At 71.3% G+C, this 21,335-nt stretch carries 17 protein-coding genes and 5 pseudogenes; 3 read left to right on the top strand and 19 right to left on the bottom strand.

Annotation, left to right across the window (positions count from 1 at the left end; all coding sequences use genetic code 11):
- The first annotated feature begins 7 nt into the window (after positions 1 to 7).
- Positions 8 to 214 carry a hypothetical protein gene (locus AC38ZX_RS00900; RefSeq protein WP_491295993.1) on the top strand — a complete coding sequence of 69 codons (207 nt, stop codon included), beginning with the start codon at positions 8 to 10 and terminating at the stop codon, positions 212 to 214.
- A gap of 182 nt (positions 215 to 396) precedes the next feature.
- Here the strand turns inward: AC38ZX_RS00900 and AC38ZX_RS00895 are convergent.
- The 14 genes and pseudogenes from AC38ZX_RS00895 to AC38ZX_RS00830 all read right to left on the bottom strand — a co-directional run.
- A pseudogene (locus AC38ZX_RS00895) lies at positions 397 to 444 on the bottom strand (hypothetical protein); the annotation flags it as partial.
- 56 nt (positions 445 to 500) lie between these two features.
- Positions 501 to 2,030, bottom strand: a complete 1,530-nt coding sequence (locus tag AC38ZX_RS00890) for a sugar ABC transporter ATP-binding protein (RefSeq protein ID WP_491295992.1) — start codon at positions 2,028 to 2,030, stop codon at positions 501 to 503.
- A gap of 52 nt (positions 2,031 to 2,082) precedes the next feature.
- The gene (locus tag AC38ZX_RS00885; protein WP_491297268.1) at positions 2,083 to 2,502 is read right to left on the bottom strand and encodes an ABC transporter permease subunit; all 420 of its coding nucleotides are present in this window, start codon (positions 2,500 to 2,502) and stop codon (positions 2,083 to 2,085) included.
- 196 nt (positions 2,503 to 2,698) lie between these two features.
- Positions 2,699 to 2,887, bottom strand: a pseudogene (locus AC38ZX_RS00880) (sugar ABC transporter permease YjfF); the annotation flags it as partial.
- A gap of 218 nt (positions 2,888 to 3,105) precedes the next feature.
- A complete protein-coding gene (locus AC38ZX_RS00875; protein ID WP_491295991.1) occupies positions 3,106 to 4,155 on the bottom strand; it encodes an ABC transporter permease in 1,050 nt (349 codons plus the stop codon).
- The gene (locus AC38ZX_RS00870) at positions 4,152 to 5,702 is read right to left on the bottom strand and encodes a sugar ABC transporter ATP-binding protein (RefSeq protein WP_491295990.1); all 1,551 of its coding nucleotides are present in this window, start codon (positions 5,700 to 5,702) and stop codon (positions 4,152 to 4,154) included. The genes AC38ZX_RS00875 and AC38ZX_RS00870 overlap by 4 nt, the downstream gene beginning before the upstream one ends.
- On the bottom strand, positions 5,689 to 6,780 hold the full coding sequence (locus AC38ZX_RS00865; RefSeq protein WP_491295989.1) for an ABC transporter substrate-binding protein: 1,092 nt from the start codon (positions 6,778 to 6,780) through the stop codon (positions 5,689 to 5,691). Before AC38ZX_RS00865 ends, AC38ZX_RS00870 begins: the two co-directional genes overlap by 14 nt.
- Positions 6,781 to 7,104: 324 nt before the next feature.
- The gene (locus tag AC38ZX_RS00860) at positions 7,105 to 7,908 is read right to left on the bottom strand and encodes a S41 family peptidase (RefSeq protein WP_491295988.1); all 804 of its coding nucleotides are present in this window, start codon (positions 7,906 to 7,908) and stop codon (positions 7,105 to 7,107) included.
- Between the two features lie 841 nt (positions 7,909 to 8,749).
- Complete coding sequence (locus AC38ZX_RS00855) at positions 8,750 to 10,117, bottom strand: amidohydrolase family protein (RefSeq protein WP_491295987.1); 1,368 nt, start codon at positions 10,115 to 10,117, stop codon at positions 8,750 to 8,752.
- 182 nt (positions 10,118 to 10,299) lie between these two features.
- Positions 10,300 to 11,004, bottom strand: a complete 705-nt coding sequence (locus tag AC38ZX_RS00850) for a uracil-DNA glycosylase family protein (protein WP_491297267.1) — start codon at positions 11,002 to 11,004, stop codon at positions 10,300 to 10,302.
- Between the two features lie 444 nt (positions 11,005 to 11,448).
- Positions 11,449 to 11,688, bottom strand: a complete 240-nt coding sequence (locus AC38ZX_RS00845) for a hypothetical protein (RefSeq protein WP_491295986.1) — start codon at positions 11,686 to 11,688, stop codon at positions 11,449 to 11,451.
- A 599-nt stretch (positions 11,689 to 12,287) separates the two neighbouring features.
- Entirely contained in the window at positions 12,288 to 12,929 is a 642-nt protein-coding gene (locus tag AC38ZX_RS00840; RefSeq protein ID WP_491295985.1) for a siderophore-interacting protein, read from the bottom strand.
- Positions 12,877 to 13,176 (bottom strand): siderophore-interacting protein, encoded by a 300-nt coding sequence (locus AC38ZX_RS00835; protein ID WP_491295984.1) that lies wholly within the window; start codon positions 13,174 to 13,176, stop codon positions 12,877 to 12,879. Before AC38ZX_RS00835 ends, AC38ZX_RS00840 begins: the two co-directional genes overlap by 53 nt.
- Positions 13,177 to 13,297: 121 nt before the next feature.
- Positions 13,298 to 14,359, bottom strand: a pseudogene (locus AC38ZX_RS00830) (VIT1/CCC1 transporter family protein).
- Positions 14,360 to 14,493: 134 nt separating this feature from the next.
- Between AC38ZX_RS00830 and AC38ZX_RS00825 the strand changes: the two are divergent.
- A pseudogene (locus tag AC38ZX_RS00825) lies at positions 14,494 to 14,772 on the top strand (ATP-binding protein); the annotation flags it as partial.
- Between the two features lie 191 nt (positions 14,773 to 14,963).
- On the opposite strand, the gene AC38ZX_RS00820 reads toward AC38ZX_RS00825, so the two are convergent.
- Together AC38ZX_RS00820 and AC38ZX_RS00815 are read right to left on the bottom strand one after the other, a co-directional pair.
- Positions 14,964 to 16,058 carry a Gfo/Idh/MocA family protein gene (locus AC38ZX_RS00820; RefSeq protein ID WP_426594001.1) on the bottom strand — a complete coding sequence of 365 codons (1,095 nt, stop codon included), beginning with the start codon at positions 16,056 to 16,058 and terminating at the stop codon, positions 14,964 to 14,966.
- Positions 16,055 to 16,441, bottom strand: a complete 387-nt coding sequence (locus AC38ZX_RS00815; RefSeq protein ID WP_491295983.1) for a dihydrofolate reductase family protein — start codon at positions 16,439 to 16,441, stop codon at positions 16,055 to 16,057. Before AC38ZX_RS00815 ends, AC38ZX_RS00820 begins: the two co-directional genes overlap by 4 nt.
- 382 nt (positions 16,442 to 16,823) lie before the next feature.
- Between AC38ZX_RS00815 and AC38ZX_RS00810 the strand changes: the two are divergent.
- Positions 16,824 to 19,109, top strand: a pseudogene (locus AC38ZX_RS00810) (exo-beta-d-1,3/1,6-glucosidase).
- 51 nt (positions 19,110 to 19,160) lie between these two features.
- Here the strand turns inward: AC38ZX_RS00810 and AC38ZX_RS00805 are convergent.
- Genes AC38ZX_RS00805 through AC38ZX_RS00795 form a run of 3 tightly spaced genes read right to left on the bottom strand, consistent with a single transcriptional unit; the run spans position 19,161 to position 21,311 of the window.
- Positions 19,161 to 19,367 (bottom strand): hypothetical protein, encoded by a 207-nt coding sequence (locus AC38ZX_RS00805; protein WP_491295982.1) that lies wholly within the window; start codon positions 19,365 to 19,367, stop codon positions 19,161 to 19,163.
- A 19-nt stretch (positions 19,368 to 19,386) separates the two neighbouring features.
- Positions 19,387 to 19,632, bottom strand: a complete 246-nt coding sequence (locus AC38ZX_RS00800; RefSeq protein WP_491295981.1) for a hypothetical protein — start codon at positions 19,630 to 19,632, stop codon at positions 19,387 to 19,389.
- A 32-nt stretch (positions 19,633 to 19,664) separates the two neighbouring features.
- Positions 19,665 to 21,311 (bottom strand): ABC-F family ATP-binding cassette domain-containing protein, encoded by a 1,647-nt coding sequence (locus tag AC38ZX_RS00795; RefSeq protein WP_491295980.1) that lies wholly within the window; start codon positions 21,309 to 21,311, stop codon positions 19,665 to 19,667.
- Positions 21,312 to 21,335 lie beyond the last annotated feature (24 nt).

The following is a 21,335-nucleotide window of genomic DNA, read 5'->3' as shown; positions in this document are numbered from 1 at the left end:
CTGGTCGATGGAGACGATCAACGGGCTCCGCCGGGCGACGGACGCGGCGGCGACGACCGGGATGCTGAGGTCGAGACCGCGGACGGCCTCGAGCACGTCGGCGTCGACGACGACGAGCACGATCGCGTCGACGCGCTGGCGCAGGAGCCCCTCGACGATCGACCGCACGCCCGCGGCGTCGGCGTCCAGCGAGTTCACGGTCTCCACGCTGTAGCGCGCGGCACGCGCGGCCACGTTGAAGTGCATGGCGGTCGAGGTCGGGCCGAAGTCGGACGCACCGGGAGTCACCAGCCCGATCGTGCGCGTCCGGCGGGTCACCAGCGCCCGGGCGGCCGGCGAGGGGCTGTACCGCAGCTGCGCGATCGCCTGCTCGACGCGGGCGCGGGTCACGGGCCGTACGTTCGGCAGGTCGTTCAGGACGCGCGAGACGGTCTGGTGCGACACACCGGCGAGCCGCGCGACATCGAGGATGTTCGCGGTGCGGGAGGTCTTGTCGTCGCTCACGACTCACCCTCGGCGTCGTCGGGGCCGGCCACCATCGCCATCAGCGCGTCCGGCGTCAGTCCGTCCGCCGGGAGGATGTCGACGATGCGGCCGGCATGCAGGATCGCGACGCGCGTGCCCACCCGGAGGACCTCTTCCAGCTCGGCCGAGATGAACACGACGGACAGCCCGTTGTCGGCCAGCTCGCCGACGAGGTTCTGGATCTCGACCTTCGCCCCCACGTCGATGCCGCGCGTCGGCTCGTCGAGCACGAGGACACGCGGCGACAGCGCGAGCAAGCGCGCGAGGAGCACCTTCTGCTGGTTGCCGCCGGACAGCGTGCCCACGGGCCGGTCGATGTCCGCCGGCCGGATGTCGAGCGCCTCGACCCAGCTCGCCGCGAGCTCGCGTTGGCGCGCGGACCGGATGCGACGCACGACGCCGCGCTGAGCCTGCAGGGCGAGCGTGATGTTCTCGAGGACGCTGAGCTCGCCGATGAGCCCCTCGGTGCGGCGGTTCTCCGAGGAGTACACGACCCCGACCGAGAGGGCGCGGCGCGGGCTCGACAGGTGCATCGGGCGGCCGGCGATGCGGATGATGCCCGCGTCGAGCCGGTCGACGCCCGTGAGCGCGCGGGCGAGCTCGGTGCGCCCCGAGCCGAGCAGCCCCGCGATGCCGAGCACCTCGCCCTCGACGAGGTCGAGGTCGGCGTCGGCGATGCCGGGCAGCGCGGTGACGCCGCGCGCGCTCAGCGCGACCGGTGCGTCCGGGTCGTCGAACGTGTCGGCTCGCGACCGCGCGGCGAGCGAACCTGCGGAACGGCCCAGCATCTTCTCGACGAGGTCGATGCGCAGCAGCTCCCTGGTGAGGTACTCGCCGACCAGCCGTCCGTTGCGCAGCACGGTGATGCGGTCGCAGATCTCGTACACCTGGTCGAGGAAGTGCGAGACGAAGAGGATCGCGACGCCCCGCCGCTTGAGGTCGCGGATCACCCGGAACAGCTCGGCGACCTCGTCGAGGTCGAGGCTCGAGGTCGGCTCGTCGAGCACGAGCACCTTGACGTCGGTCGAGATGGCACGCGCGATCGCGACGAGCTGCTGGACGGCGAGGGGATGCGTCCCCAGCAGCGACGCCGGGTCGACGTCCAGGCCGAGGTCGGCGAGCGCCTCGCGCGCGAGGCGGCGCATGGCTCGCCAGTCGATCGCACCCAGCCGGCCGCGCGGCTCCCGGCCCAGGGCGATGTTCTCGGCCACCGTGAGGTTCGGGAGGAGGTCGATCTCCTGGTAGACGGTGCTGATGCCGGCCAGCTGAGCGTCGTGCGGCGTCGTGAACTGCACGGTCTGGCCGCCGACGCTGATGACCCCGGCGTCCAGGGGCAGCGCTCCCGTCAGCGCTCGGATGAGCGTCGACTTGCCGGCACCGTTCTCCCCCATGAGCGAGTGCACCTCGCCCGCGAACATGCGGAAGTCGACGCCGTCGAGCGCCGTGTCGGACTGGAAGCGCACCGTGGCCCCGGTGACCTGCACCAGGGGCGTCGCGTCGTCCATGGTGCTCATCATGCCGTGGGCGGGCGGCCCACCCGCCCACGGCACAGGGCGACTATCTGCGCCGCGCCGAGCGGGCAACGATCACTCGCTGGACGACGACGAACACGAGCAGGAGCGCGCCGATCGTGATGCGGGTCCAGGACTGGTCGACGCCCAGGAAGTTGATGATCGTCTTGATCATCCCGTAGACGAACACGCCGATCATGGAGCCGACCACGAAGCCGCTGCCTCCGGTCAGCAGGGTGCCGCCGATCACGACGGCCGCGATCGTGTCGAGCTCGGTGCCGATGCCGTTCAGCGGGTATGCCGCCCCGGTGTAGGCGGTGAAGACGACGCCCGCGAGCCCGGCGCACATGCCGCTGACGACGTAGGCGAGCAGCTTCGTGCGCGCGACGGGCAGACCCATGAGACGCGCCGACTGCTGGTTGCCACCGAGCGCGTAGATCGTCCGACCGAAGCGCGTGTACGCCAGCAGCAGGGCGCCCGCGGCGACGACGAGCAGCGCGAGGATGCCCGTGGGCGTGATGTACCAGCTCCCCTGGCACGGCCTGGATACGCGTGCCCTCGAGCCAGAGGATCGCGGGATTGGTCACCTTGATCGAGTTGAGGCTCACGACGAACCCGAGACCGCGGGCGAGGAACATCCCCGCGAGCGACGCGATGAATGGCTGCACGTCGAAGTACTGCACGAGCACGCCGATCCCGAGGCCGATGGTGGCCCCTCCGCCGAGCATGATCGGCACGACGACCGTCGTCGGCAGCCCCTGGCTGAGCAGGCTCGCCCCCAGCATCCCCGAGAACGACATGACCGCCCCGACCGACAGGTCGATCCCGCCGGTCAGGATCACGAACGTCATGCCGACCGCGAGGATCAGCAGGTAGGCGTTGTCGAGCAGGAGCGACGACAGCAGACGCGGCGTGAGGAACGTGCCGAAGTACAGCTGTGCGCCGATCAGCATGGCGACGAGGATCGCCACCGCGGCGAACACGGGGATCCAGGAGGCATGCCGGCTCATGAACCGGTGGTAGCCGCCGACGGCGCGCGACTCGCGGGCGGGTGCCAGCTGGGTGCTCGTCATGATGCAGCCTCCGCTTGGTTGGCGGCCCGGGGGGCCCTCGGGCGGCGCAGCCCGGCTCCGACGTGGGCTATCCAGCCCTGGAACCGGCGTGACTGCACGAGCACGACGATGACGACGACGGCGGCCAGGAAGACCGGCGTGACGGCCGGCGGCACGCCGAGGAAGGTGATGGTCGACTTGAGCGTCTGGATGGTGAACACCCCGATGACGGTCCCCGCGATGCTGAACGTGCCGCCCGCGAGCGACGTCCCACCCAACACGACCGCGAGGATCGCGTCGAGCTCGATGTAGAGCCCCGCCGCGTTCGCGTCGGCCGCCATGATGTTGGAGCTGTACAGGATGCCGGCGAACCCCGCGAGGAGGCCGCTCACCGCGTACGCGCCCCAGATGATGCCCCGCGAGCGCACCCCCGCGAGCCGGCTGGCGGCTGGGTTGATGCCCACGGCCTCCGTGAGCATCCCGAGCGCCGTGCGTCGCTCGACCAGCGCGACGATCGCGATGGCTGCCACCGAGACGTAGAACGCGAACGGCAGCCCCAGCACGTACCCCTGTGCCATGAACTTGTAGGGGTCGCTGTTGATCGTCGTGATGAAGCCGCCCGTGATCAGCAGAGCTATCCCTCGACCTCCGAGCATCAGGACGAGGGTCGCGATGATCGGTTGGATCCCCAGGACGGCGATCAGGAACCCGTTCCACAGCCCGCAGACCAGACCGGCCAGCACGGCCGTGCCGATGGCGACGATGAGGACGCCCGGGTTCGTCGGATCGCCGGAGTCCTTGATGATCGTGAGCGCCACCGCGCCGGACACCGCCATCACGGCGCCCACCGAGAGGTCGATGCCACGGGTCGCGATCACGAGGGTCATGCCCAGCGCCACCAGCATGAGCGGTGCGCTGTTGCGCATGATGTCGATGAGCGACCCGTACAACCGCCCGTCGAGCACCGTGATGCTGACGAACGACGGCCGCGAGATCGTGTTGACCAGGACGAGTGCCAGCAGCACGACGACGGGCCAGAACAGCCGATGCTTTGCGACGGCGCTCATGCTGCACTCTCCGTGCTCGTCTGGCTTTCCTGGGCGATGAAGTCGATCACGTCGTCGACGTCGACGTCGTGCGAGAAGAACTCGCCGATCTTGCGACGGTCGCGCATCACGACGATCCGCTGCGACAGCCTCAGCACCTCCTCGAGCTCCGAGGAGATGAAGACGACCGACAGGCCACGCTCCGCCAGCTCGGCCACCTTGCGCTGGATGTCGGACTTGGCGCCCACGTCGATGCCACGGGTGGGTTCGTCGAGGATCAGCAGCTTGGGTGCCGTGGCGAGCCAACGGGCGAGGAGCACCTTCTGCTGGTTGCCGCCGGAGAGGTTGCGGATGAGGGTGTTCGGGTTCGTCGGACGTACGCCGAGCGCGTCGATGTACTCGGCCACGACGGCATCCTGCTCCGCCTTGCGCACCTTGCGCCATCCGCGACGCGCCTGGATGCCCAGCACGATGTTCTCGGCGACGGTCAGGTCGGGCAGGATCCCCTCCGCGCGACGGTCCTCCGACGAGAACACGATGCCGTGCCCGATCGCGCTGCGCGGGCTCGTGAGCCGGGTGACCGCACCGTCGACCTCGATGTGCCCCGTGTCCGCGCGGTCGGCGCCGGCCAGCAGGCGGGCCAGCTCGGTGCGGCCGGAGCCGAGCAGCCCGGCGATGCCGACGACCTCCCCCGGGTAGACGTCGATGTCGGCGGGCTCGATGACGCCCTTGCGTCCCGTGCCCGTCGCCCGCACCACGGGCGTCGACGTGCGGTCGATCTGACGCTCGGACGCACTGGACAGCGCCGCGAGGTCCTCGAGCTCGCGGCCCAGCATGAGCGACACGAGCAGCCCGGGCGACAGGCTGTCGACGGGGTACTCGCCGACGAGCCGCCCGTTGCGCAGGACGGTGCACCGGTCAGAGATCTCGAAGACCTGGTCCAGGAAGTGCGAGACGAACAGGATCGCCACGCCCCGGGACCGCAGGTCGCGCATGACGCTGAACAGCTGCTCCACCTCGCTGCGGTCCAGGCTCGAGGTCGGCTCGTCGAGGACGAGCACCTTGACGTCGGTCACCATGGCGCGGCTGATCGCCACGAGCTGCTGGACCGCGATGGAGTGTGTGGCGAGGGCCGTGCGGGTGTCGATCCGCACGCCGAGGCTCTCGAGGTGCTGCGCCGCGGCGCGGTGCGTCGCGCGCCAGTCGATGCGACCGGCGCGGCGTGACTCGTGCCCGAGCATGACGTTCTCGCCGACCGACAGGTTGGTGCAGAGGTTGACCTCCTGATAGACGGTCGAGACCCCGGCCGCCTGTGCGTCGGCGGTGCCGTGGAACACGCGGTGCTCACCCGCGACCGAGATCGTGCCGGCGTCCACGGAGTACTCACCGGTGAGCGCCTTGATGAGCGTCGACTTGCCGGCGCCGTTCTCACCGAGGAGGGCGTGGATCTCACCGGCCCACAGGTGGAAGTCGACATCGTCCAGGGCCTTGACCCCTGGGAACTGGATGGTGATGCCACGCATCGCGACGAGCGGGTCGCCCGTCGTCGCGGCGTCAAGACTGGACATGGGTGCTTCCTCCACGGTGGGACGGGGCCAGGGGCCGGCGGTGGTGCCGGCCCCTGGCCCCTCTGACTGCAGGACTGAGCGTGCTCAGTACTTGCGATCCGGCAGCGCTGCCGTCGCCTGCGCCTGCGTGAAGCTTCTGGTCGGTGGCGGTGTAGGCCTTCTCGACCGGATCGCCCGCGACGACCTTCTTCACGAGCTGGGCCACCTGGTCGCCGAGCAGAGGGTTGCACTCGACGACGAAGTTGAACTTCCCGTCCGACAGCGCCTGGAGGCCGTCGTGCGTCGCGTCGATCGACACGATCTGGATGTCCTTGCCGGGCACGAGACCGGCCGCGGTGATCGCGTCCAGGGCGCCCAGACCCATGTCGTCGTTCTGCGCGAACAGCACGTTGATCGTCTTGCCGTACTTCTGCAGGAAGCCCTCCATGACCGTCTTGCCGTCGGCGCGCGTGAAGTTGCCCGTCTGCGAGTCGAGGGTCGTGATCGGCGCGCTGCCCATGCCCTTGGCGAACCCGGTCGCCCGGTCGATCGCGGGAGCCGAACCGGTCGTTCCCTCGAGCACGACCATGTTCGTCGCGCCCGTGAACGTCTGCTTCGCCCAGGCCCCGGCGGTCTCGCCTTCCTTCTCGAAGTCGTCGCCGATCCAGCTGGCGTAGAGGCTCTTGTCCGACACGTTGATCGTCCGGTCCTCGAGGACCACGGGGATGCCGGCGTCCTTGGCCTCCTTGAGCACGTCGTCCCAGCCGTCGACGGTGATCGGCGCGATGACGATCGCGTCGACGCCCTGGTTGATGAAGCTGCGGACGGCGGCGATCTGCGCCTCCTGCTTGTTGTCGGCGGCGTTGAAGATCAGCTTGAAGCCGTTCTTCTCGGAGAACGCGTCCTTCATCGACTGGGTGTTGGCCGCCCGCCACCCGGACTCCGACCCGGTCTGGGCGAACCCGACCGTGAGCTGCTTGGCGCTGCCGCCGCTGGCACCGGCAGTGCTGTCACCGGAGGAGCTGCTGCCGGAGCATCCTGCCGTTGCGAGTGCGAGGGCCCCGACCAGCGCGAGCCCAGCGAGCAATCTCTTCCTCATCCTCAAAACCTCCTTGTTTTGACTCCGGCGACGGTGCCGGACTGAGCCACGAACCAACCTGACCGGTTCCTGTGAGCAAGATGTTAGCGGTCACATTCTGTGCTCGAACAGTTGTGAGCGATCACATTTTGATAACAGGCGCATCGCGACACGGGGCACGTCGGCGCACGGATCCGGCGCCCGCAGACAGTTGCCGCGCGCATCGAATCGTTCACAACGGCCGCGCGGTAGAGATGGCAGGGGGTGCTGCGATTGTGATCGATCACATCCGCGACGCCAGCATCCATGGACGTCGGGCACCCCCTGGCGGAGCAGCCGAGCGGATCAGGTCGCGGTCAGGAGCCCTGCGCAGAACTCCGTGAGGTCCTCGTTGCCGCCCAGGACGTCACGCTCCGTCATCGTGTAACGCTCGTCGCCCGGTACACCGACGTCCTCGATGGCGATGCCGGCGGCGGTGCCGGACCGGGCGGCGCGCCGCACGGAGAGCGAGTACGCGATCCCCGGCGGTCGAGCGGGGAGTGGCAGCGCGGCGACGTGGTAGGCGTACTCGATGTCGTCGCTGGTCCACACGTTGGCTCCGCCGCCCCCCGTGCCCTCGCCGATCGAGACGATCTGCCCGATGCCGTGGTCCGCGATCCCGGCGGCGAAGATGTCGCCGCTGGAGAAGGTGGTGGGGTTCACCACCGCGACGACCGGCCCCTCGTAGGCCACCGGACGACCGTTGCAACGGTCGGGGTCCGAGATGGTCAGGTGCTGCGAGTACTCCTCGCCGAGGCTCATCGCGATCCGCACCGACGCCGCCCAGTCGGCCAGGTCGGCGCCGTTGCCGTCGGCATCGGCCAGCGCGGTGAGGGCCGGGGTCGCCCGCAGCGCGAAGCGGACCGGCTGCACCACCTGGTTGGTGAACAGCTGCAGGAGCCTCTCCGCGACCTCGATGACGCCGCCCGGGTTGGAGCGCAGGTCGATGATCAAGCCCGTGCGAGGCATGGCGCGCAGCACGCGGTCGACCTCGTCGAGGAACTGGTCGCCGTGGTCCACGTCGAACGTCCACAGGCGCAGGTACCCGACCGTCCCGTGGCTCGTGGACACCGTGCGGGCTGAGATCGCGTCCGGGAACGCGGTCGGCATCCAGTCCGCCGCCTTCGCGACGCGCTCGGGCCGGTCGGCCTCCTGCTGCCAGAGCGCGGGCTGGAACAGAAAGCTTGCGGGCCCGTCGCGCGGCCTCGCTGGTGGCGTCGACGGCGCGTCGCGTGCGCAGCTCGACCGTGTCCTTCGCCGTCAGCGCGGTCGAGGGCTCGATCGCACGCCACTCGAAGCGGACCGTCCGGTCCGGTCCCTCGCCCGTGCGAAAGCCGACGTCGACCCACAGCTCGTCGGGCTGCGGCAAGAACGCCAGCGGCCGTTGGGTCATCGTCTCCAGGGCACGCGCACGTCGGGCGTCCAGGCGGCCGCCGGTGAGGGTGTCGGCGTACAGGTCGACCGCCCGCGAGAACGGCACCGCGTTCCAGGTGGTGACGCGGACCCCGGGGACGAGGCCGTCGTCGCCGGCGGCGTCGCTGACCTTGGTGACCACGTAGGTCGGGGTCTGGTACTCGCCGAAGACCTCGACCAGGAACGGCAGCGCGGCGACGAACGGCGCTCGCAGCGGGTCGCGACCGTGCACGTAGAGCTGGGTGTGCTGGTCCCGCAACCGGTTGATCACGAGCGTGAGCTCGCGCAGGAACTCGGCCGAGCCCAGGTACGGGATCTGCCGGCGCAGCGCCTGCAGGGCACGCTCCGGGTCGTACCCGTAGAGCGACCTCTTCTGGTCGTGGTGCACGTAGATCTCGGCCATCAGCTGGCACCACAGGTCGATCAGGTCGTGGCGCTGCGGGACCGTCGAGCTCGACCGGTCGGTCGTCGGCCGGTCCGGACACCGGCAGCAGCGGGCGGCCGCGCTGAGCCAGCTGTGTCGTGCCGTCCGGGCCGCTCACAAGCCGAACTCCCGCCGCAGCGGAGCCAGGATCCCTGCCTGGATCGGGCTGGCGTCGAGCGCGTCGAAGTAGTCGCGGTCGTGGTCGATCGCCGGCACGGGCGGGATGCGCACCGACCCGGGGTCCTTGGGCGGTCCGGCCCGGCCGGTCCGCCGCGTGTCGGGCATGTCCAGGAACAGCTCGAGGTCGGCGTCGTCGGCGAACCGCGAACCCGCCAGGGCTCGTGCCGACGCGTTCGCGATCGCGGCCGACGGGTCGCTCTGCACCGTACGGAGGACGTCCATGATCTCCTCCCACGACCAGGCCCGTGAGGTGTCGGCCGGGTCGGGCAGCGCGGCGAGCTTGCGACGCCCGCGGACGGTCATCGGGAAGGTGCCCGTCGCACCGGCGGCGTGCATCCTGCCCTCGTCGCCGTAACGCGGCACGCCCTTGGCGACGACGAGCTCGACGTGCTGCTCGGTGGCCGCGAGGACCTGGTGCCACGCGTCCCCGGGGCCGTGCCCTCGCAGGACCGTGACGTCGGCGAAGCCCCCGGGCACCAACCGACCGACCGGGCGTCCCCAGCACCGGGCCAGGAGGTCCCCGGGGTTCGAGGTGACCATCTGGACGATGTCGCGGTCGCGCAGGGAGTAGCCGAAGTGCTGGGCCGCGACGCGCGCCACCTTCATCTCCCCCAGCAGGTTCCGCGTCCCCGACGGACCCCAGTCGGAGCCCAGGCAGACGCGCACGCCGCGGGACCTGGCATCGTCGACGAGCGTCGTGTCCCGGTACAGGACGAGGTTGGACAGCGGCGACCACACGACCCCGCCCGCGTTCGGCGGGGCCCACTCGAGCCAGTCGTCGGCCTCCAGGGCGCAGCAGTGGATCCCGATGAACGTCGGCAGGAGCCCGTCGGTGCGCTGCAGGTCCGTGTAGTCGCGGCGGACCCGCGAGTCCTTCATGCCCTCGGCGCAGTGGTAGATGAACCCCGCGCCGTTCGCCATCTGGCGCACGGCGACGGCCAGGCTGTCACCGGTCTTGGTCACCACCGAGGTGCGGATCAGGTCGTCGCCGACCTTGCCCGCACGCCCGGCGCGCTCGTCGTCCACGTTGCGCATCACGGTCTGGTAGCCGCGGTTGGACGACGGCCACCCCTGCGCCGACGTCGCCCCGCCCGCCATCTCGCGCACCTGGACGTACCCGAGGATCGCCTCGGGGCAGGCCTTGGCGTACGTCCACGCGGGTTCGGTGACGGACTCCGTGTACGTGTCGGCCAGCGGCCAGGCCTTGTTGTGCGACCACGGCTCGGTCCGGTGCGGCTCCGACCACAGCGGCAGCGCGTTGTAGGCGAGGTGGTTGTGCAGGTCGATGAAGCCCGGCAGCACGAACGGCTGCCGACGTCGACCATCGTCGCGTCGGCGAACCCGTCGACCGGACGGTCGTCGAACGTGACGTCGACGATGGAGTCGTCGCGGATCCACACCCGCCCCGGCCGAGGTTCGTCGGGGACGTCGCCCACCATCGGCGCGACCTGGCCGGCGATCACGAGCTGCGCCACGGACGCTCCCTAGGGCTCCTGGAGCACGGGCCAGGTGCGGAACCGGGTCGGCACGGTCACGGTGATCGTCGCCCGCTTGTGCTGCGCGTCCACGCCCGTGCGGGCGGCCCACGCGTCCAGGTCCCCCATCCACGCCGGCAGCCCGGCGGGCAGGTCCACGTCCGGGATCGGCGCGAGATCGGCGGGGGTGATGGTCGAGCCGTAGTGCCGCAGCGCCACAGGGGCGTCGGGGGTGACGACCCCGTGGAGGGCGTCCAGTGCCAGGTTCCACGAGTCGCAGAGCTTCTGGAACGCCTCGGCCTTGGTGATCGAGCCCGTCCGGCTGGCCGACTCCGGATAGGTCGGGTGGCGGACGGTCATGTACGCGGCCGTGCTCGCGGTTCCGGAGGGCGTCTTCTTCCAGGCCGTGTACGCCTGGTCGGCCAGCTGGCCGAGGCTGATGATCGCCTCGATGTGCTGGTCCTGCACCACCGCGTCGATCCACCGGTGGCGGTAGTCCGCGATCCCCTGGTCGGCGATGTGCCGCGTGCCGCCACCCTGGCCGTACACGGAGTACAGGAAGGTGTTGATCAGGACGTAGCTGCGCGTGATGCCGAGCCGCGCCAGCAGACCCTGCGTCCGCTGACCGGCCTCGCCCACCAGGATCCGCCGCGTGATGGCCTCGTGCGTCGCCGGGTCCTGACCGATGACCAGGACGCGCGCCGAGCCGTCCAGGCGGCCCCGGTGGAAGATCGGGCCCCACTCGACCCGGAAGGAGTCGAGCGGATAGACCGACTCGTCGGGATAGCTGCTCGACCAGCGGCCGGTACGGTCCGCTGTAGCCCGGGTCGAACTCGCGCGCCATCGCGACCCTCCTCACCCCGTCCCATGATGGCGCTCGGGGTCGGCCACGCACCAGGGGCGGTCTCAGCCCGGTTCGGCCGCCAAGGGGATGCGCCGGAGGCTGCGGAACCGCCGGTCGCTGCCGTCCACCGGGTCCGTGAACGCGAGCTCCGCCCGCCAGCAGCTGCAGCGGGCGGCTGAAGTCGTCGAGGTCGACCTCGCGCACCACGGGGTACAGCGGGTCGTCGACGATCGGGATACCGAGCCCGTACAGGTGCACCCGCAGCTGATGGGTCCGGCCGGTTCGGGGCGTCAGCCGGTAGACACCCTTGTCACCTACCGTCGACTCGCCTCGATCCGCGTCTCGGCGTTGACCGGCGCGTCCGGCACCACCTCGGCCTGCCACGAGCCGCGCTCCTTGCGCAGGTGGTTGCGGACCACCACCGGGAACGTGATCTCGTCGCGAAGCGGTGCCAGCGCCCAGTACGTCTTGTCCACCGCGCGGTGCTCGAACAGGGTCTGGTACGGCCCGCGCCACCGGGGCTCGGTGGCCAGCATCAGCAGACCCGACGTCACCCGGTCCAGGCGGTGCAGCGGGGAGAAGCTCCGGGAGGTCCAGCTCGGCGCGCAGCCGCACGACGACGCTCTGCATCACGTGCCGGCCGCGCGGGATCGAGGACAGGAACGCCGGCTTGTCGACGACCACCAGGCGCTCGTCGCGATGGACGACGTGGATCGGTGCGGTCACCTCCGGCTCGTCGCGCAGCTCCCGGTGGAACCACACGAACCGGTGCGGGGCGAACGGGTCCTGCGCGTGCACCGGGCGACCGTCCTCGTCGACGAACGCCCTCCGCTCCAGCATCTCGGCCACGTCGACGAACTCGGGCAGGCGACTCCGCAGCCAGTCCCCCATCGTCGCCCACCCGTCCGCCCGCGACCGGTCCCGATCCGGGGTTCGCAGCCACGCGGCGCTCAGCCCGTGCCGGGCCGGCAACGGCGATCTGGGAGGCACCCGCCGATGCTACGGCCCGCCGCGACCTGCCCCTCGCCCCCGCCCTCCCTCCCGGCTCGAGCTCGTGACTCGACGACGAATTAGTCGGCTGCAGCCCACGATCTCGTCGGTTGGTCACGAGTTCGGCGGTGGGGAGGAGGGGATCGGTCCGGACCGCCGTCCGCTACTCGTCCTCGCGGCGGCCCGCGCGCCAGTAGCCCATGAACGCGACGGCCTTGCGGTCCACGCCGCAGTCGCGGACGAGATGCCGGCGCAGGGTCGTGATGACCCCCGACTCGCCGGCCAGCCACGCGTAGAGACCGACGGACGACGAGAGCGGCAGGCCGGCCGCGTCGACCGGGACCTCCCAGATCAGGTCATCGCCGTCCTCCGGGTCCTCGTGCGCGTCCGCGCACGGCACCAGTCGCGCGCACGCCTCCCGCACGGCCGGCACGAGCAACGAGCCGTGGGCGGCACCGTCACGGCCGAGAAAGCGGACCGACATCCCCGCAGGAGCATCCAGGCGCAGCACGTCGGCCGACAGCGGCATCTCCACCAGCACCTCGCCGACCGAGGACGACGGCAGGCGCTCGAGGATGCCCGCGATCGCGGGCAGGGCGGTCTCGTCGCCGGCCAGCAGCAGCCGGTCGACGTGCGCGGGCGGGACGAAGTCGACGCCTCCGTGCGGGGCGTCCCACAGGGCGTTCGGACCGAGGACGACGAGCTCGTCGCCGGGCGTCGCGAGCGACGCCCACCGGGAGGCCGGGCCGAGGTCACCGTGCAGGACCACGTCCACGTCGAGCTCGGCGCACGCCGGGTCGGACACCGCGCGCCGTGTAGGTGCGCATCGGGTGCCGACGAGCATCGGGCAGCGCGCGGTACGCACCGAACCAGTCCTCGCACCGACCGACCTCGAGCAGCTCGTCGTACGAGACGCCCGCACGAGGCAGGAAGAACTTGATCCGCTGGTCGAAGCCGTTGTCCGCGAACTCGTCCACGTCGCCGCCGGTGAACGTCACGCGCAGCACGCTCGGGCTCAAGTAGGTCGTGCGCGCGACGCGGACCGCGAACATCCGCTACGGCAGGACGTCGACGACGGTGGTCGTGCGGTGCTGCTCCTCCGGGGGCGTAACGACGGCCTGCTCCGACTCAGGGTTGCCAGACCGTACGTCGACCGGGCGGTCGCACACCGGGTCAGACGACGTGGCCGAAGGCCAGACCCAGCACATAGGTCGCCGCCGCCGCGCCGAAGCCGATGCCCAGCTGCCTCAGGGCGCGCTTGCCGGGTGACGCGCCGGACAGGACGCCGACCGCGGCACCCGTGCCCAGCAGCGCCAGACCGACCAGCCCGGCGGACCACGCCACGGCGTCCCAGCCGTCGGCGCCCAGCAGGTAGGGCAGCACGGGGATGGCGGCCCCGGACGCGAAGAAGCAAAGCTCGCCAGCGCCGCGCCCATGGCGGACCCGACCGACTCGTGCTCGTCGACCACCTCCTCGGGCACCACGAGGGTCGGTCGCGAGGAGCCCAGCACGTCATCGGCACGGGTCTTCGCGTCCTGTGCGGACATCCCGCGTGCGCGGTAGACGAGCGCCGGCTCGTTCGCGTCGACATCGAGGTACGGCAGCGCCTCCACGGCCGCCTCGCCGGGCCGCGACGCCTCCAGCAGCTCGCGCTGCGAGCGCACCGAGACGTACTCCCCCGCCCCCATCGAGAGCGCACCGGCGAGCAGCCCGGCAAGGCCGGCCAGCAGCACGGCCTGCTGCGAGGCACCGGACGCGCCGATGCCCAGGATCAGGGCGAGGTTGCTGACCAGGCCGTCGTTGGCGCCGAACACGGCCGCGCGGAACGTGCCCGACATCTTGTTGCGGCCGCGTGTGGCCAGGCCGCGGACGACCTCCTCGTGGATGGCCTCGTCGGCGGCCATCGCCGGGGTGGCGTCGTCGTCGGCGTTGTAGACCGAACGCGCCTCGGCGCGCTGCGCCAGGGCCAGCACGAACACCGACCCGAACCGGCGGGCGAGGAAGCCGAGCACGCGCGTGCGGAAGTCCCCACGGCGGGGGTGACCCACCTCGTCGCCCAGGAAGCTCGATCCAGTGCTGCTCGTGGCGACCCTCCGCCTCGGCGAGCGCCAGCAGGATCTCGCGCTCCTCGCCGGAACGGCGCGAGGCGATGTCTCGGTAGACGGCGGCCTCGGCCCGTTCGTCGGCAAGGTACTGCCGCCAGCGGCGGATCTGGCTGCGGGAAGGCTGGGTCACCGGGCAATCGTCTCAGCCCGGATCACCCGAAAACGGCTCGAGAGCCGAGTTCGAGTTGCCGAATCAACAGATGTGAACAACCGTGGTGCGGACCGACGGGAGCCCGTCGACGCCGGAGACGGGGGAGACTGCCGATGTTCGCAGAGACGGCAGTCGCGCCCGCGCTCTCGGCGATCGCGCCCGCGAGGCACTGGGCACGCGACCGGCTGACCGAGGCCGGCGTGCGCAACGGCTCCCTGGACACGGCGATCCTGCTGGTCAGCGAGCTGGTGACCAACGCCGTCGCCCATGCCCGGCCGCCCGTGACGCTGCGGGTGCACGTGGACGAGGAGCGCACCCGCGTCGAGGTCGTCGACGGCGCCCAGCAGCGGATGCCCATCGTGCTCGACCCGCCCCCGACAGCGCTCGGCGGACGCGGTGTGATGTTCGTCGACCGGCTGGCCACCCGGTGGGGCACGAGCCGACAGAGCGGGTCGAAAGCTGTGTGGTTCGAGCTGCCGGCACGACCAGTCGACCACGGACTGAGTTGGTCTCTGTTCGATCTCGGCATCACCTGCCGACGTTCGGACCCGATCGCTCGACAGGCCGCGCGCACCTCAGGCGATCAGGTCCAGGGCTGCGTGCCGACGTGCACCGGCTCCCCGGAACGAGCCGCCTCCTCGATGGCCAGGCCGAGCAGGTGGTCGTGGCACCCGTCGGCCAGCGGGTACGGCGGGCCCTGCTCCCCGCGCAGCCAGGCGCCCGTGGCGTCGAGCAGGCCGGCGACGGCCAGGTCCTCGTCGGACAGGCGCGCGCCGTTGTACACGTTCCGGTAGAGCACGCGCCCGTCGAGGCTGAGGTGCTCGAGGTCGAAGCCGTCCAGGTTCTGCTCGATGCCGGCGACGCGGCGCTCGATGGTCGAGCTCAGCACCGTGCGGTCGCCGGCCCAGCGCGTGAACGTCTGGTCGACCAGCTCGCCGTGCGAGCCGCGGATCACCAGCCGGTTGGTGCGCAGCGGGTTGTGCCACTGGTTGTCGGTGAAGTCGTACAGCGCGCTGCGGCCGTCGCCCAGGTCGAGGGTCGCCAGGGTGGTCGCGGCCGGCGCGGGCTCGGTGGCACCGGTCCAGCCGTCGCGGGTCAGCGGGTCGAGCAGCGGCGCGACGAACGACGACGCCCGCACGGTGACCGGGCCGCGGCCGACGTCGAGGAACCGGCGCACGAGCGCGACGGCGTGGTAGAGGTGCGTGGAGGAGATCTCCACGCTGGTCGGCGTGCCGATCAGGTCGAGCGCGGCCAACCGGGCGGCGTGCATCGGCAGGAACGGGCTGTGCTCGGCCACCTGCACCAGGCCGGTGCTGCCGACGTCGGCCCACAGCTCGTGCAGGTCGTCGGCGTCCGGCGCGGGCGGGGTCTCGGCCAGCACGGGCACCCCCAGGGCCACGACGTCGCGGACGGCCACCGGCGTGACGGGCCACGGGACCGACACGACGACGAACTCGGGGCGGTCGGGCGACACGCCGGCACCCGCGACCGCGCCGGTGACCAGCTCCTCGATCGTGCGGACCGTCGGCACGCCCCATGCCTTCTCGACGAAGGCGCCGCTCTCGGCCGACCGCGTCACCACGCCCACGCACTCGAACCGGTCCGGCAGCAGCCGGGCGACGCGGACGAAGAACTCCGAGCGCCAGCCGCTGCCGACGACGCCGAACCGCGTCGTCATGCCACCACCTCGTACCGCAGCTCGACGACGCCGTTGCCGAACTCGCGCGTCCCGACCAGGCGCAGGTCGACCGGGACCTCGAACGCCGACCGGCCGGTACCGATCGCGACGGGATGCACCAGCATCCACACCTCGTCGACGAGTCCGAGCCGGAAGAACTCCGCCGCGAGGTCGGGGCCACCGACCAGCATGTCGGCGCCGGGCTGGTCCTTGAGCGCCAGCACCTCCTCGCGCGACACCGAGCGCCTCACGGTCACGTTCCAGTCGGTCGAGACCTCACCGTCCCGCGACCAGACGTACTTCTGCTTGTCGCGCCAGATCCCGGCGTACTCACCCGTCGGCCCGTCATGGTCCTCGTCTGCGGTCGGCCAGAACTCGGCCATGGCTCGTGCGTCACGCGCCCGTTCAGGTACGCGCTCATGGGCCGGAACGTGTCGTTGAGGAACTGATGGAGCTCGTCGTCCACGCGGCTCCAGGAGATGTCGTGGTCGGGGCCCTCGAAGAACCCGTCGAGCGACACGGACAGCGAGAAGACGATCTTGCGCACGGGGCGAACCCTTCAGTCGGCGGTGACCTCGGCAGCTCTCGCGCCGAACGACCGGCGGCGCGTGAGAAGGCCAGTCTTCAGCACGCGCCCGCCGACGTCACCCTCCGCATGCTTGCACTTACAGGTCGGTAAGTGTTTAGGTTGCGCCATTGGTCGAATCGATACGACCACCCCGCATCGATCCTGCCGGCGCTGTCGCCGGAGCCGAGGAAGAGTCCATGGACACCGCCGTGATCGCCAACCCCTACCTGGACCCCACCCTCGGTGTGGCCGCGCGCGTCGCGGACCTGCTCTCGCGGATGACGCGGGAGGAGAAGGTCGGGCAGATGCTGCAGCTCGACGCCCGCCCCGGGGTCGAGCACCTGATCGCGGACCAGCACGTCGGGTCGATCCTGCACGCGTCGCCGCAGCGGGTCCTCGAGGCCCACGACGCGACGGAGCGGACGCGTCTGCGGATCCCCCTCCTGGTGGCCGAGGACTGCATCCACGGCCACTCGTTCTGGGAGGGCGCGACGATCTTCCCGACGCAGCTCGGCATGGCGTCCTCGTGGAACGCCGACCTGGTCGAGCAGGCCGCGCGCGTCACGGCGGTCGAGGTCGCCGCGACGGGCATCCACTGGACGTTCTCCCCGGTGCTCTGCATCGCACGAGACCTGCGCTGGGGCCGCGTGGACGAGACGTTCGGTGAGGACCCGCTGCTCATCGGCGAGCTCGCGTCCGCGATGGTCCGCGGCTACCAGGGCGACGGCCTGTCCGACCCCACGGCGATCCTCGCGACCGCCAAGCACTTCGCGGGGTACTCCGAGACGCAGGGTGGCCGCGACGCGTCCGAGGCGGACATCTCCCGCCGCAAGCTGCGCTCGTGGTTCCTGCCGCCCTTCGAGCGTGTCGCCCGCGAGGGCTGCCGGACCTTCATGCTCGGCTACCAGACGACCGACGGCGTGCCGATCACCATCAACGACTGGCTGCTCTCGGACGTCCTGCGCGGCGAGTGGGGCTACACGGGCACCCTCATCACCGACTGGGACAACGTCGGGCGCATGGTCTGGGAGCAGAAGGTCATGCCCGACTACGCGCACGCCGCCGCGGCCGCGATCAAGGCCGGCAACGACATGGTCATGACGACCCCCGGGTTCTTCGACGGCGCCCTGCACGCGATCGAGCAGGGGCTCCTGACCGAGCAGGACCTCGACGCCGCCGTGACGCGCATCCTCACGCTGAAGTTCGAAGCTCGGCCTGTTCGAGGACCCCCGCCGTCCCGACGTGGCCCGCATCGCCTCCGTCGTCGGCACCGACGCGCATGAGCAGGTCAACCTGCAGCTCGCCCGCCGGTCGCTGGTCCTCCTGCGCAACGACGGCACCCTGCCGCTGGCTGGCGGGACCCCGTCCGGGATGCCCGTCGCAGGCGCCTCACGGACCGTCGCTGTCGTCGGGCCTCTCGCCGACGACGCGCAGACACAGCTCGGCGACTGGGCCGGCAAGCTCCGGCCAGGCCGACTGGCTGCCGAACGGCCACCCGCGGACCATGATCGCGACCGTGCTCGACGGCCTGCGCGACCACGCACCCGAGGACTGGACGGTCACGCACGCGCGCGGCGCCGACATCCTGACGCTCGGCATCGACCCCGCGGGCGAGTTCTTCCCCGACGGTCAGCCCCGCCCCGCGTTCGTCGTCCCGTGCGAGCCGGACGCCGCGACGATCGCCGAGGCCGTCTCCGTGGCCCGCGACGCCGACTACGTGGTCGCGGTCGTCGGCGACCGGATCGAAGCTCGTGGGCGAGGGCCGCTCGACCGCCACGCTCGAGCTGATCGGCGGCCAGGTCGCCCTGCTCGACGCGCTCGCCGAGACCGGCACCCCGATGGTCGTCGTGCTCATGGCGTCCAAGCCGCTCGTGCTGCCGCAGTCCGCCCTGGACGCGGCCGCGGTCCTCTGGGTGGCCAACCCCGGCATGCAGGGCGGGCGCGCGATCGCCGAGGTGCTGCTCGGCCTCATCGAGCCGGCCGGTCGCCTGCCCATCTCCTTCGCGCGGCACGTCGGCCAGCAGCCCACCTACTACAACCAGCTGCGCGGCCAGCACGGCGACCGCTACGCCGACCTGACGCAGGAGCCCGCGTACGTCTTCGGGCAGGGCCTGTCCTACACGACCGTCTCGTACGGCTCGCTCGAGCTCGTTCGCGACCAGCTCCGCGCCGACGAGGTGCTCACCGCGCACGTCACCGTCACCAACACCGGCGACCGACCCGCGACGGAGACCGTCCAGGCCTACGTCAGCGACGCGTTCACCTCGGCCAGCTGGGCGGACAAGGAGCTCAAGGGGTTCGCGCAGGTGGACGTCGCGCCCGGCGAGTCCCGGGTGGTGACGATCGAGATCCCCGTCGCCGACCTCACGATCGTCGACGCCGTCGGCCGACGCGTGGTCGAGCCGGGCGACTTCGAGCTCCTGGTCGGTCGGTCCTCGCGCACCGAGGACCTGCTCACGGCGACGTTCGCGGTGGTCATCTAGCGCGTCAGCTGCCGCCCAAGGCCAACCGACCTGGGCCGGCTCGCTCAGCCGTCAGTCGGCTGCCTCGAAGGCCATCTCCCAGTTGAGCACCCAGGTCGAGCCGTCGTCCCAGGAGAACGACTGCTGCCAGCGCGGCGCGCGGGGATCCTCGGTGGACCACTCGAAGCGGACCAGCACGTCGGCGTCGCCGAACCGCTCGACGGCCTGGAAGACGCCGCGCCCGCAGACAAAACCTCCCACCACGGGATCGTCGAGCACACCCGGCGCCCGGTCCGCTTCACCAGATGCGCCAGACGCCCTCGTCGGGCTCGTAGAGCCGAAGGGTCAGGCCCTCGAAGGGCCCGAGTGGCGACTCCGTGACGAACAGCCGCTCGACGTTCCCGCCGGCCAGGACGGGGAAGCACTCGCTCCGCCCGTCGAAGGTGACCCAGAAGGTGTCCTCGGGGTCGGTGACGTCCCGCACGCGCCGGTGGTGCACGACCCATCGGCCGTGCAGGAAGTCGAAGTCGTCGCCGCCGCTCATGGCCGCCACGCTACGACCGACTCCCCACACAGTCAGTCGGCGGTGACCTCGGTGACCTGGCCGTCCTCGACGTGCCAGCGGCGCGTGAGGCGGACGGTCTCCAGCATGCGCCGGTCGTGCGTCACCAGCAGGATCGTGCCCTCGAACGCGTCGAGCGCGGCCTCCAGCTGCTCGATCGCCGGCAGATCCAGGTGGTTGGTCGGCTCGTCGAGGACCAGCAGGTTGACGCCGCGCGCCTGGAGCAGGGCCAGCGCGGCGCGCGTCCGCTCGCCGGGCGACTGGGAGGCGGCCGGTCGGTCGACGTGGTGGGTGCCCAGGCCGAACTTGGCCAGCAGGGTGCGGACGTCGGCCGTGGTCCAGGACGGGACCTCGCGCGCGAACGCCGTGACCAGCGACTCGGGGCCCTCGAACAGGGCCCGCGCCTGGTCGACCTCGCCGACCAGGACGCCCGATCCGCGGTCGACCGCGCCGCCCGTGGGTTCGAGCCGTCCGAGCAGCAGCGCGAGCAGCGTGGACTTGCCCGACCCGTTCGGCCCGGTCACCGCCACACGGTCCAGCCAGTCGAGCTGCAGCGTGACAGGCCCGAGCGTGAAGTCGCCGCGCGTCACGGTCGCCTGGCGCAGCGACGCGACCACCGCGCCCGACCGGCCGGCCGACGCGATCGTCATCTGCAGCTGCCACTCCTTGCGCGGCTCCTCGACGACCTCGAGGCGCGCGATCATCTTGTCGGTCTGCCGGGCCTTGGCGGCCTGCTTCTCGGACGTCTCGCCCCGGAAGTGCTTGACGTGCTTGTCGTTGTCGGTGGCCTTGCGGCGCGCGTTGCGGACGCCCTTCTCCATCCACGCGCGCTGCATCCGCGCCCGCTGGTTGAGCGCGTCACGGCGGGCCGCGTAGCCCTCGTACGCCTCGCGCGCCTGCCGCCGAGCGACCGAGCGCTCCTCCAGGTAGGCGTCGTAGGACCCGCCGTAGACGCTGACCTTCTGCAGGCTGCGGTCGATCTCGACGACGGCCGTGACCGTCCTGCTGAGGAACTCACGATCGTGGCTCACGACGACGATCGGCGCCTCGGACCGGTCGACGAACTCCTCCAGCAGGTCGAGCCCCTCGGCGTCGAGGTCGTTGGTCGGCTCGTCGAGCAGGTAGAGGTCGTAGCGCGAGAGCAGCAGCGCGGCGAGGCCCACCCGGGCAGCCTGGCCGCCCGACAGCGACGCCATCGTCTGGTCGAGGTCGACCGTCAGGCCGAGGTCGTCGGCCACCGTGCCCAGGCGGGCGTCGAGGTCGGCGCCGCCGAGCGCCAGCCAGGCCTCCAACGCGTCGGAGTAGAGGTCGTCGGCACCGTCCGTCCCGGCGCCGAGGGCGTCCGCCGCGGCGTCCATCGCGGCCTGGGCCGGCCCGACCCCGGTCCGGCGCTCCAGGTGCGCGCGGACGGACTCCCCCGGCAGCCGCTCGATCTCCTGCGCCAGGTACCCGAGGTGCGCGTGCGGCGGGGAGACAGCGACGGAGCCCTGGTTCGGGGCGCGCCGACCGCCCAGGATCTGCAGCAGCGTGGACTTGCCGGCGCCGTTGGGCCCGACGAGACCGAGGACGTCTCCGGGTGCCACGACGAGATCGACCCCGTGGAACAGCTCGCGATCCCCGAACCCGGCACCCACGCCCTTCGCCTGCACCGTCGCACTCATGGCGGTCATCCTCCCCCGGCGCGC

The sequence above is a fragment of the Cellulomonas sp. McL0606 genome (genome assembly GCF_058248365.1).
Note: the sequence above shows the minus strand (reverse complement) of the source record. Positions and strands in the feature narration are given on the sequence as shown.